Origin of the sequence: Streptomyces cinereoruber (genome assembly GCF_009299385.1) — a bacterium.
GTDB lineage: Bacteria > Actinomycetota > Actinomycetes > Streptomycetales > Streptomycetaceae > Streptomyces > Streptomyces bikiniensis.
Genome location: NZ_CP023693.1, coordinates 115092 through 127158 on the forward strand (window position 1 = coordinate 115092; position 12067 = coordinate 127158).

Annotated in this window: 10 protein-coding genes and 2 pseudogenes; 9 read left to right on the top strand and 3 right to left on the bottom strand. The window is 68.1% G+C overall.

The window, feature by feature from the left end; all coding sequences use genetic code 11:
* Positions 1-523 precede the first annotated feature (523 nt).
* Both CP977_RS00600 and CP977_RS00605 read right to left on the bottom strand, forming a co-directional pair.
* Entirely contained in the window at positions 524-916 is a 393-nt protein-coding gene (locus tag CP977_RS00600) for a VOC family protein (RefSeq protein ID WP_152369374.1), read from the bottom strand.
* A gap of 134 nt (positions 917-1050) precedes the next feature.
* The gene (locus CP977_RS00605; RefSeq protein WP_183953379.1) at positions 1051-1965 is read right to left on the bottom strand and encodes a LysR family transcriptional regulator; all 915 of its coding nucleotides are present in this window, start codon (positions 1963-1965) and stop codon (positions 1051-1053) included.
* A gap of 231 nt (positions 1966-2196) precedes the next feature.
* On the opposite strand from CP977_RS00605, the gene CP977_RS00610 reads away from it, so the two are divergent.
* From CP977_RS00610 to CP977_RS00645, 9 genes and pseudogenes are all read left to right on the top strand, one after another.
* Positions 2197-2838, top strand: a complete 642-nt coding sequence (locus CP977_RS00610) for a mycothiol-dependent nitroreductase Rv2466c family protein (RefSeq protein WP_152369376.1) — start codon at positions 2197-2199, stop codon at positions 2836-2838.
* 54 nt (positions 2839-2892) lie between these two features.
* Entirely contained in the window at positions 2893-3846 is a 954-nt protein-coding gene (locus tag CP977_RS00615; RefSeq protein WP_152369377.1) for an EamA family transporter, read from the top strand.
* A 46-nt stretch (positions 3847-3892) separates the two neighbouring features.
* The gene (locus tag CP977_RS00620; RefSeq protein WP_152369378.1) at positions 3893-5104 is read left to right on the top strand and encodes an MFS transporter; all 1212 of its coding nucleotides are present in this window, start codon (positions 3893-3895) and stop codon (positions 5102-5104) included.
* 108 nt (positions 5105-5212) lie between these two features.
* A pseudogene (locus CP977_RS35415) lies at positions 5213-5329 on the top strand (peptidase inhibitor family I36 protein); the annotation flags it as partial.
* Positions 5330-5618: 289 nt separating this feature from the next.
* Positions 5619-5714 carry a helicase associated domain-containing protein gene (locus CP977_RS35420; RefSeq protein WP_375790332.1) on the top strand — a complete coding sequence of 32 codons (96 nt, stop codon included), beginning with the start codon at positions 5619-5621 and terminating at the stop codon, positions 5712-5714.
* Positions 5715-6192: 478 nt separating this feature from the next.
* Complete coding sequence (locus CP977_RS00635; RefSeq protein WP_152369379.1) at positions 6193-7131, top strand: helix-turn-helix domain-containing protein; 939 nt, start codon at positions 6193-6195, stop codon at positions 7129-7131.
* 200 nt (positions 7132-7331) lie between these two features.
* Positions 7332-7712: an ankyrin repeat domain-containing protein gene (locus CP977_RS00640; RefSeq protein WP_229991732.1), complete on the top strand. Its 381-nt coding sequence runs from the start codon at positions 7332-7334 to the stop codon at positions 7710-7712.
* A 56-nt stretch (positions 7713-7768) separates the two neighbouring features.
* Positions 7769-7878 (top strand): annotated as a pseudogene (locus tag CP977_RS35425) (transposase); the annotation flags it as partial.
* A 492-nt stretch (positions 7879-8370) separates the two neighbouring features.
* Positions 8371-10350, top strand: a complete 1980-nt coding sequence (locus CP977_RS00645) for a hypothetical protein (protein WP_152369380.1) — start codon at positions 8371-8373, stop codon at positions 10348-10350.
* 79 nt (positions 10351-10429) lie between these two features.
* On the opposite strand, the gene CP977_RS00650 is transcribed toward CP977_RS00645, so the two are convergent.
* Positions 10430-11086: a hypothetical protein gene (locus CP977_RS00650; protein WP_152369381.1), complete on the bottom strand. Its 657-nt coding sequence runs from the start codon at positions 11084-11086 to the stop codon at positions 10430-10432.
* Positions 11087-12067: the final 981 nt, after the last annotated feature.

The following is a 12067-nucleotide window of genomic DNA, read 5'->3' on the forward strand; positions in this document are numbered from 1 at the left end:
GCACGATTCGGGTTCGCGGCTCCGACAGGCTCCTCGGACGACCCGCGGGTGCGGTGGACCACCCAGGACCTGCCGGGAGAGGTAGCCCGCGAGCTGTTCGCCGCTTGAGATGCTGACGCGGGTGAGCAGCAGCAGACGGTGACCCTCGTCCGGGCGCTGGGGCACGCCTACTTTCGCGAATGGGGCCGCCGGGCCCACGGTCTGCACATCGCGTTCAGCGACGTCGAGTTCGCCGACTTCTCGATCGGCTGAGCCTGGCCCGTCGCGTCACTAGGTCAGGGTGTTCAGCGTCGTGAGGGCCTGACGCGACTGGTCGGCACCGCTTCGTACCGCTCGGCTTCCTGCCGCTCGCGCCAGTCCCACTCCACACGGCCGACCGGGCCTTGGCGGCGGGCTACGGGCGGCTGGGGCGGACGCAGCTTGGCTGCCTCCGCCACGCGCAGCAGGTACGCACGGTCGCCTGGCGCGGCGAACAGTTCCCAACGTAGGGATCTGAACGGGCTCCAGGCGCCCTCGGGGCCCGTCAGCCCCGTACGTCCTGCGCGTACCAGCGCAGCTCGACGGTGTTGCCGTCCGGGTCCTCGACGTAGATCGACTGCGCGTCGCCTCGGGCGCCGTAGCGGCCGACGGGGCCTTCCAGCACGGTGAACTCGCCCGAGGCGATGACCTCCTGCCAGTCCAGCGGCTCGACGCTCAGACAGAAGTGGTCGACGTTCGACTCGGTGCGCGGGCGGTCGAACAGATCGATGATCAGGGTGGAACTGACCCGTGCCGACGGGAACGGGGCCTTACCGGCCCGCCATTCGTCCACGCGGACCGGTTCCAGGCCGAGTGACCCGCAGTAGAACTCCAAGGAACGCTCGACGTCGCGCACGTTGAGCACCAAGTGATCGAAGTCTTTTACTCGCACTCGCATGGAAACATGCCTTCCAGTGATGACGGCCCCGTACGTTTCGGCAGCCCGCAGCCGTGTCCGCGGGATGATCCGATGTCCATGAAACCGTGGCCGGGAGGGGAAGAACAGACGGTCCCCGGACGGGGTCCGGCCGGTCACTCCCCCTGGATGCCCAGCAGCTCCAGGAAGGCGGTGGCCGCCGGGGTGCGGCTCTCTCGGCCCCAGATCACGTACTCGGCGCGGGCCGGTGCGTCCGTGACCTCGATCGTGGCCATCCCGGCCAGGCCCGCGACGTACGCGGGCGGGAGCAGGGCCACGCCCAGACCCGCGCCGACCAGACGGGCCAGGTAGTCCGCGTTGGTCACCTCGAAGGCGACCTCGCGTGTCAGGCCGGCGGCGGTGAAGGCCAGATCGGACTGGGTCCGGCCGGCGGTCTTCGCCGGGAGGTCCACGAACACCTCCGAGGATAGTCGGCGGAGGTCGACCGATGCCTCGCCGGCGAGTGGGTGGTCCGGGGCGACCACGGCGACCAGCCGCTCCTGGGCCAGTTTCCGGGCCATGACGCCCCGGGGGCGGGCCGTGACCGGGATGCCGAGAAAGGCCACCTCGATCTCGCCCTGCCTGACCTGCTCGACGAGCTCGTCGCTCGCTCCCACGCTGAGGCTGATCCGGGCCTTCGGATGGCGCTGCTGGAAGTCCTTGAGGACGGCGGGAACGTCCACGGCGGCGACCGTGGGGATCAGCCCCACCGCGAGGCGTCCGCGCACCTCCCCGACGGCCGCCGCGACCTCGGCGGCGGCCCGCTCCGCCGCGTCCAGGCACTGGCGGGCGGCGGGCAGGAAGGCCGCGCCCGCCGGGGTCAGCCGCACCCGGCGGCTGGTGCGTTCGAAGAGCCTCGCACCCAGTTCCTTCTCCAGACGGGCGATCTGGTGGCTGAGCGCGGACTGGACCACCAGACAGCGTTGGGCAGCTCGCGTGAAGCTGGTCGTCTCGGCCACGGCGATCACGTAGCGCATCTGTTGCAGCTCCACGGATCCATCGTGATACGAGATCCATCGCGTGACAAGCATGTGTTGGACTCATCGACATCCCCGGCCCGACACTGGTGACGATCACATACGACGGGAATGTCCGCGGGCCGCCCGCGCCGGGCGGGCCCCTGATCAGGGTCCCTCGGCCTGCTCGCAAGCCGCTCCGCCGCTGCCATCTCCCCTACTTACTCCCGGACCTGGGCGCACCGCGCCGAGGCATGCCCGCGCGCGCCCTCACGCCGTGTGACACCGAAAGGACGAGCGACCGCCATGAGCACCACGCCACCGCGTTCCGAGACGACCGTCGCCGACATCTGGGTCGACCCCCGCTGCCCCTGGGCGTGGATCACCTCCCGCTGGATTCTGGAGGTCGAGCAGGTCAGGCCGCTGGAGACCCGTTTCCACATCATGAGCCTGTCGGTCCTCAACGAGGGCCGCGAGGTCCCGGAGAAGTACCGCCAGGGCATGATCGACGGCTGGGCCTGCGTGCGGGTGTGCGTCGCGGCACAGCAGCGGCACGGCAACGAGGCGCTGCGCCCCCTCTACAACGCCATGGGCCGCCTGATCCACCACGAGAAGGCCGGGCTCGGCCACGACATGATCCGCGCCGCCCTTGAAGAGGCGGATCTGCCCGCCGACCTGATCGAGGCCGCGGAGGACACCTCCTGGGACGAGCCGCTGCGGGCCGAGCACCACGAGGGGATGGACCCGGTCGGTTCCGAGGTCGGCACCCCCGTGATCCACGTGCCCGGTCCGGACGGGAAGCCACTGGCGTTCTTCGGCCCCGTGCTCACCCCCGCTCCCCGTGGTGAGGCAGCCGGAAGGCTCTGGGACGGCGTGCTGGCCGTGGCGGGCACGGACGGCTTCTTCGAGCTGAAGCGCGGGCGCGATCGCGATCCGATCTTCGACTGAGCCGGCCGGATGGACATCGGGAGCCACGGTGACTCCCCCGGGATGCGAGGCAAGATGAAGAACAGACAGAACGTACTCACGGCGGCCCTGACCGGCCTGGCTCCGGCGGTCTGGGGCAGTACCTACCTGGTGGCCACCGAGCTGTTGCCTCCGGACCGGCCGCTCCTGGCGACCACCATGCGGGCCCTGCCCGGTGGCCTGGTGCTGCTGGCCTTCGGCCGCAAGCTCCCCGTCGGTATTTGGCGGTGGCGCGCGCTGGTCCTGGGCGTTCTGAACATCGGCGCCTTCAACTTCCTGCTCTTCGTCGCGGCCTACCGGCTGCCCGGTGGCATCGCCGCCATGATCATGTCGGCGCAGCCCATGTTCGTGGTCATCCTCGCCGCCCTCTTCCTCAGCGAGCGGATCAGACTCGTCCACGCCCTGGCATGCGTCATGGGCACGGGGGGCGTGGCGTTGCTCGTCTTCAAGGGCACGGTCTCGCTCGACACCGTCGGTGTCCTCGCCGCGATCGGCGGAGCGCTGTGCATGGCCTCGGGCATCATGCTGACCAAGCGGTGGGGCCGGCCGGAGGGCGTCGGCCTGCTCACGTTCACCGGGTGGCAACTCACGGCGGGCGGCCTGGTCCTGCTGCCGTTCTGGCTGTCGCTGGAAGACCTCCCTGACGGTCTCACCGGCTCTAACGTCATCGGGTTCGCCTACCTCGTCACCCTGGGCGCTGTCCTGAGCTACATCGTCTGGTTCCGAGGCATCGAGCGGCTGCCGGCCGTCGCCGTCTCCTTCCTCGCGCTGGGCAGCCCGATCGTGGCGACCTTGCTGGGCTACCTCGTCAAGGACCAGACGCTGTCCGTCCTCCAGATCGTCGGCATGGCCGTCATCCTCCTGGCGGTCGTGCTCGGTCAGCCCCGTCCGCCCAAACCGAAGCCCGAGCAGACTCCGCCGGCTCCACCCCGCAGCACCGCTTCTTCCTCCCCCGACCAACCCGCTCTGGAACAGGAGCGCAGCGGATAACGGCGGGCGCACGTCCCCACGCCATGACCACATCCGGAGAGATGACATGACCATTCAAGATGAGACGAGTTCCCCCGCCACACCACAGAAGCCGCTGACCCCGACCCGGGGATGGCTGGGTGTGGCCGCCATCACCGCCAGTCTGTTCGTCTTCCTCACCACCGAGCTGATGCCGATCGGCCTGCTCACCCCGCTCAGCGAGAGCCTGGGGGTCTCCGTGGGTTCGGCCGGCCTCATGGTCACGGCACAGGGCGTCGCGGCCGGTCTGGGGGTGCCGTTCATCGTGGCGTGGACCCGTCGCGTCAACCGGCGCCGCCTGCTGACCGCGCTGCTGGCCGTCCTGGCCGTCGGTAACCTGATCACCTCGATCGCCCCGAACTACCCGTTGATCCTGGGCACTCGCCTGATCATGGGCTTCGCCAGCGGCGTCTTCTGGGCCATCGGCGTCAGCATGGCCATGCGCATCGTCCCGGAGAAGCACGCCAACCGGGCCGCCGCCGTCGTGATGTCCGGCATCTCGATCGCCACCGTCGTCGGTATCCCGCTCGGCACCCTGCTGGAGGGCGCCAGCGACTGGCGCGCCACCTTCCTGATCTGGGCCGGCCTCAGCGCCCTGGTGCTCCTCGCGGTCGCCTTCACGATCCCGTCGCTGCCGTCGGCCAACGCGGTCTCGGTCCGCGAGGTCTTCGAACTGCCCGTCAAGAACGTGCCGCTGCGGGTGGTCCTGGTCATGGTCGTCTTTTTCGTCCTCGGCCACTTCGGTGCGTACACGTTCGTCCGGCCCTACCTTGAGGACAGCACGTCCGCCAGTGTCGGCTTCATCACCGTCGTCCTCATCGTCTTCGGCTTCGGCGGCGCGATCGGCAACTTCATCGGCGGCCAGACCGTCAACAAGAGCCTGCGGGGCAGCTTCATCATGGGCGGCCTGATCATGATCGCCGCACTCGTCATGCTGCTGGCCATCGGCACGAACGACGTCGGCGTGATCGCCGCGATGATCCTGTGGGGCCTCGCCTTCGGAGTCGTCCAGCTCAGCCAGATCAACATGACGCTCGCGGCGGCCCCCGACACCTTCGAGGCCGCGATGTCGCTCAACACCATGGCCTACAACACCTGCATCGCCCTGGGCGCCCTCATCGGCGGCCTGTTCGCCGACCACGTGGGCGTCACGAGCGTCGTCTGGTTCGGCATCGTCCTGGTCGCCCTCGCTGTGATCCTCCGCGCCTCCTCCAGCCGCCAGGCCGCGCCAGCGAGCTGACCCCCCTGACCACCGAAGCCCGGTCGCGGTCTCGCCCACACACACGGGGCGGGGCCCCGGGAGCGGACGTCGCGTCATCCCCCGCCACGACGATCCGCACCGCCTCCGGTGCCGTGGGCGCGTGTCCCGACCGGCGACGGCGGAGCGCGCATCCACTCGCGCTGCCCGTCCGGCTACGTCTGCATCTACCTCGAGATCAACTTCGGCGGGCAGCTCTGGGTACGCCGCGCCTCGGGGACGACAGCGTCAAGGACCTGCCCTCCGCGAGCCCCGACCGCGGCAGCTCGATCCGCAACAACTCCGACCGCACCGCCCGTGTCTACGAGAAGCACAACCACGTCGGCCGCTGGGCCTGCGTCACCCGCAGCGGCGGCTCCATCCACGACAGGCCGACAAGTGGGCCATGAACTACGCCGCCGCGAAGCAGTTCTACGAGCGCGAGGGACACCTCCAGGTACCACGGAAGCACATCGAGCGGACCGTGGGCGAGGACGGGCACGTCCGGTAGGACAAGCTGGGGGCATGGGTCGGGAACCAGCGGAGCAGGGCCTCGACGCTGTCCCCGGAGCGGGTGGACCTGTTATCCGCGATCGGCATGCGCTGGACCTGATACACCGACGCCCGCACGCGAGGTGCGGTGGCTTCAGCAGCCCCTGGCCCAACGGGGAGGGGGCCAGAGGCTGCCTGCCGTGACAGGACGCGCTCTCTAGATGAATGAGTCCAGGGGCTCGTAGCCGTAGGCCCCGCGAGCGGTGGCACCTTTCGGTTCCATTGCTCGCGCCGCGTGTGTAAGGCAGCCCACCGTCCGGGCTGTCCATGGAGACGGCGTGACGCGTGCCCGGTGACTTGGAGTGAGCTTTTTCCAACCTCACGTCTGCGCTGGTCAAAGGCGTGCCGGGGAGTGGTCATGTCAGTCGGTGACAGGCCTGTGTCCAGCAGATCCACAGTCGGCCGCCGTGCGGCGAACGCTCCGCCGGGCATGGTCGGCGGACCTGACAGCCAGGTTGGAAAAGGCTCAGTGCCTCGGCCGGGGCCCAACTGTGGAATAGCCTTGAGTCTCCAGTGACTGGAGACAGCAGAGTAGGGGCATGGACGTTACGACCCTCTACTCGATCGGGGAGCTTTCCCGGCGGACCGGCTTGTCTGTGAGGACCATCCGGTTCTACTCCGATTCGGGGGTGGTAGCGCCGACCACCCGTAGTCCCGCCGGTTACAGGCTCTACGACCTCGACGCCCTGCGTCGTCTGGAACTTCTCCGCACACTGCGTGAGCTGGGCATGGACCTGCCCACTATTCGACGGGTACTGGACCGTGAACTCTCGGTGGCGGAAGTCGCCGCGACACACGCCGACGCCATGGACGTCCAGATTCGGATGCTGCTACTGCGTCGGAGCGTTCTGCGAGTCGTGGCCAGCCGCGGGTCCAGTCCCGAGGAGATCAAGCTCATGCACAGGCTCACACTGTTGTCCGGCGAGGAACATCGACGCTTGATCGACGATTTCGTGAATGGCACCTTCGGCACAGTGGATGCCGACCCGGCCGCGGTGGCCATGGTTCGCGCTGCAACTCCCGACCTCCCCGATGATCCGACCGGCGAGCAGGTCGCCGCGTGGGTGGAGCTCGCCGAGCTGGTCGGCGACGAGGAATTCCGTGCCCGGATGCGCCGGACGGCCGTACGCCAGGCCGCCGGGCGCCCGGTCGGCATCGAGTGCGATGCTGGCGAGGAACTGATGGAGTTCACCCGCCAGAAGGTGGCCGAGGCCAGGAAGTCGGGCATCGACCCGCTCAGCGACAGGGCCGTACCCGTCATCGACGACCTCGTGCACCGCTTCGCCGAGGTGTTCGCGCGCACCCCTGACACGGCATTCCGGGACTGGATGGCGCAGCAGTTCGAGGAGGTGCACGATCCCAGGGTGGACCGGTACTGGCGGCTGGTGTGGATCGTCAACGGCTGGCAGGTAGTACCGGACCTGATCCCGGTATACCCCTGGCTCATCCAGGCCCTGCGAAATGACTGCGCCGCATAGTCACCGCAGTGGGCTCCGCCCCGGATCCCTGAATGAGTCCAAGAGATCGTCTGCGGATATGAGACGAGGGCGTCCAACGTCGTGTGAGTAGCAGGCAGGCTAGTGGAACCGCCACCCTTGCGAGCGGCGGTTCCACTAGGACCTGTCCGGCCGATCAAGGTCGCGTTCCATCGGGCAGAATGCCCTGGGTGGATGCCTCAATGACCATGGTGGATGCCCTGAATCGCAAGAACCCTTGGACGCCCGCTCACCAAGCGGTGGAGCTGAGCGAGCACGCCACGCTCACGCGCATCCTCGACGAGGGAGCCGATGCTGACGAGGTCTGCTGCCAGATGACTCTGCTGATGCACGCCATCGACACGGAAGCCGATGTCGCGAACCAGTCGGGGGAGCCGATCGACAGCGCAGCGACCGCGATCCTCCTGGCATACGGTGCTGATCCACATCTCGCGGTCAACGGCGAAACTGCATACGACTGGGCCCGCAAGCTCCGCCACGAGATGGCGGTCAGGCTGATAGATCGGTTCAGCACCCGCCAGGCCAAGCTGAAAGCCCGATTCAGAAGGGCCCGTCGGCGGTAGCTGAACCGATGATCAGCCGGACAGGCCATAGACCTGTCTGATTAATTGATCTTGTGATGGGTCGCGGAGAGCTGCCGGATGCGGCGTGGGAGCGGATATCGGCGCTGTTGCCGGGTGCTGACGGGCGGGGTCGTCCGTGGCGGGTGGTCACAGGCGCGTGGTGAACCGGCCGTCGGGGGAGTTTCCGCAGCAAGCCGGGATCGATAAGGCTGACCAGCTTGACGCGTAGCGGTTCCAGCTTGGCCCGCGCGCTGACGTCCGCCCCCACCGCCTCACCGACTTCGCGGGCCATGACTGGTCCTGCGGCCTGCCGCACAACAGTAGGAATGCGCTGGTAGGCAGGCGGTCCGATAGGGCGCGTGCGTGTGGGAGCGTTTTCGGGCGCCTTGAAGGGTGGAGTGTGGCGATGGTGTGTGGCGTCTTCCCCAAGCCTTTACGCGTGTGGGTACAACCGTGGTGTGTGTCACGTCTGTTAACTCCGGATGAGGAAGAACGCCCCGGGTTGGGGGCGTTGCTGGCTGATCATCAGCGCGCGTAGGAAAGGGGGCGGCGCGACACGCACCAGCAATGTCCTGCCGTCCGGGTTGAGGGGCGGTGGGGCCAGAAGGGACATGTCTTGTTCGGCACGTCGAGAACCAGAAGGAAAACCGCTCTCGCGGTGGGCACCGCGGCACTGATGCTGTTAAGTGCCGGCGGAGTGGCGGGCGCGGCTCCGGCCGTAAAGCCCGACCCCAATGCGGCACCGCCGAAGGTGCACGGTCCGGAGAAGACCACGTTCGCTGCGGCGGCGGGCGCGCGCCCGGTGTCGGGTAAGACGCCCAAGGCCGCGCCGTTGTCGAGGAACGCGGCGCCTGGCGGGTTCCAGCGGGTGAACTCGCAAAAGGTGCAGCTTACGAACACGGTGACCGATCCCGATGGGGATCGGGCCAACCTGACGTTCGAGGTGTGGACCGCGGACGCGGCCGGGAAGCCGGTCACCAAGGTCAAGCTGAACGACTCCACCTATGGCGTCATCGTCTCCCCCTATGTGGCTTCGGGGGGTACGGCGAAGGTTGACGTTCCGGCGGGCAAGCTGGCGTTGAACACGAACTATGTGTTCCGTACCAATGCCTACGACGGTTCGCTGTATGAGACGGTGTGGTCTCCGTGGGCGAAGTTCCGGGTGGAGCTGCCGGTGGATCTCACCCTGCCGTCTCCGAACTACGCGAGCCCCAACCCGAACCACTTCGATGCGCAGCAGCCGCACTACTACCAGACCAAGCCCCTGGGCCAGGCCGGTACGCCGTTGTCGGCGCGGCCGACGTCGGCGGCGAAGGATGCGGTGGAGCAGTGCAGCGAGCCGGACGCGGATGGCCGTCAGGTGTGCTTCGGCAAGTCGATCCCGGCCCCCAAGGGCAAGGCGCCCCGCGCGTCCGCGAAGGCGGGTGCGGCGGCGGCGACCGCGGGTGTGGAGTGGTGCAACACCGACTTCGAATCCATCCTCGCGACCCGGTTCATCGAGTGCGATGTGCGTACGGTGCCGGTCATCATCAGCATGAACGGTGTGCCGCAGGCTGTGGCGAATTTCATGTTCTTGCGGATGCTGGAACTTGACGGACAGAACACGTTCACAGAGCACCTGACGATCGAGCCCGCCCAGCAGATCCCGCCCGCGTTCCGTGAGATCAACTTCGTGGGCTGGAACCACCTGTGTGAGAACTTCTGTACTCCGCAGGAGCAGCCGGTGACGGCGTGGAAGGGCAAGCCGTGGTGGGTGCCGGGTGAAATGCACTCGGCGACGCTGACGACGCCGTACACGTGGGATACGTCGCTGGCCGGTACGGACTACCGCTTCAAGCCTGACATTCAGATCGACGCGAACATTCTCCCCGCCGACGGGAAGATCCGCCCGTTCAAGACCGGCTACCAGTGGTCGCTTGACTACGACGGCGGCACCGAGGACCTCGACCGTATCCGCTGCGACACCCCCGCAGCAGACGCCCCGGCCGGGTCCGTTCCGGGCTGCGTGTTCGTGAATGTCGCGCCTACGTACACGTTCAACGCGAAGGCGTTCCCGCAGGCTGCCGCGCACGCGTGGCTGATCCAGAAGGCCACGCCGAAGCACCCGGGTTCGATGACGGATCAAAAGCCTCTGTACTACATGGGCGACGAGGCGCAGAACACCCGTTCCCGTGGGCGGATCTGCCCCACGGGGTGGGCCGCGAACAACGGTGACGCCTCCGCCCTGGTCGACGCGGGCGACACCCTGAACTGTGACGAGTTCGCGTTTGCCTCGTCGTACAACAGCGGCGGCATGTCGTCCGCCGAGGGTGGCATCAACCCGGCGATCCCGCCGGGGAAGACCACCCCCAGCGGGGATGCGTGCATTTCGATGTACGCGAAGAAGCACGGCAGCATGATCCACCTGTTCTCGCAGAACGGGGCTGACCCCACGTTCAACGAGGTGTGCGGCCGGGCGGCGATCTCGGGCATGCACAACCAGGAATCCATGGGCGGCCACTTCGCGAACTTCATGAAGCAGATGCGCATCAAGGACAAGGATGCGTACTGGCTGGATACACGCATGAGTGACGGCGGCACCTGCCGTTACGGTGTCGGCGGCGGTCAGCTCGTGATCTGCCAACTCGTTGCGCAGTAACACCCCAGCGCCAACACGCTTCGGCCCCCGCCCTGACCGTCAGGGTGGGGGCCGAAGCCGTTGTGCAGGCGCGTGCGGCTCAAGGAGTGAGGAGGTGGACGGCGGGGAGATTCCCGGCCTGTGCGGCATCCTGGTCGATGCTCAGCCCCGTGTACGCGCCCAGCGCGGTGAACACCAGGGCGGGCAGGCGCGCGCCGTGCTGTTCGTAGTAGGCGGTCACCTCGTCGGCGGTGGCGTCGGGGATGGAGGGGAAGACGGCACCGGCGGCGGTGAGCGCCGCGTCCAACGCCGACTCGTGGCCGGTGGTGGTGCCGAACTCTGCGCGCCGTATCACCTCGTCGCCTTCGACGTGCAGGATCGCGGCGGGCGGGCTGTACAGGTTCCGGCTGGCGCACAGGATCTCTTCACCCGGGCCGGGCCTCATCGAGGGGACACGGCGAAAGCCGGTTGCCCAGGTCGCGGCGTGGTCGTTCTCCAGCACGTACGTCCACTCACCCTCGCTGCCGTACATCGCGTAGGCGTAACGGGTGGGATCATGGCCGGGCGGGGTGGGCCGGCTACGCAGTTCGGCCAGCGGGGTGCGGGCGGCAAGCTGATCGAGGTCGGCCCCGAGGTTGATGAGGAACTCGTCAGGATCGATGCCTCGGGCGAGGGTGAGAGAGATGCCGCCGCACATTCCGGGGACGGGCGTGGCGGTATAGGCGTGGGCGCCCATCCAGGTCAGGCCGTTGGTCATGGAGGGGGATCCGTTCGCTGGCGGAGTGGGGTGGGGTGGGGTGGGGTCGAGCTTAGCCTCGCGCTTTCACGAAGCAGGCTTTCCGACGGGCATCACGTTCGAGGTCACTACCGCAAGGACGGCTCCTACGTCCGGCCCCATACGCGACGATCCCGTCCAGCGTCGGGCCGTATCCCCTCCCCCGCAGAGCACCGGAGGCGCAGGCCCTGCCGGAGACCGTCCGCACCACCAGGTGCGGGGCACTACCGAGCCAACGGCTCCTACATACGGGCACACCACCGGCAGATCGGGGCCCCGGCCGCCGCGGCGGCCGGCGGAGACGGGCTGCTGTTCTTGCTGATCCTGGCGGCGCTCGGCAGCGGAGGCGGCAGTGCAACGCAGACGCTGACTCCACCGGCTCCGGCGAGCGTGGCGCCGGGGTTACCCCGGTAGCCAGCAGCACAAGAACGAGGGGCCCGGCCAATGGCCGGGCCCCTCACTTTACGAGCAGTTGCACCTGCTCAGATGCACGCCGACAAAGGCGATGACAGGGCCAACGGCCGCCACAGCCTTGATGAACCACAGCTCCACCAGGTCGCCGGACTTGGCGGAGTCGGTTTCCGTATCCTGCCCGGTCCCGCCATGCCGAGAGCAGAAGTGCAGCTCCTCCTGCTCTGGGACCTGGTCGGGGCACTCAAAGATCACGATGAGTGGCCTGTGTGTGACCTGTTGTCAGCGCCGGGGCCTACATTGGCCGATTGCGCGGGAAGCGCGCGATCGATCAGGGGAGGGGGCTTCGGCCTTGCCGTTCATCAGGGGATACGCCAAGCGGGACGGGACAGCGGTGCGGGCGCACTGGAGGGCGCCGGCCGGAACGCACAAGCAGACCGTGCTGGCCATCGGGATCGTGGCGGCCGTGTTCATCTTCGGCGGCTCCGGCACTCCGGCAGGCGGCGCACCGGGCGGTGGGGAGCGGTTACCGGCGCCACGGTCCTCGTCGGG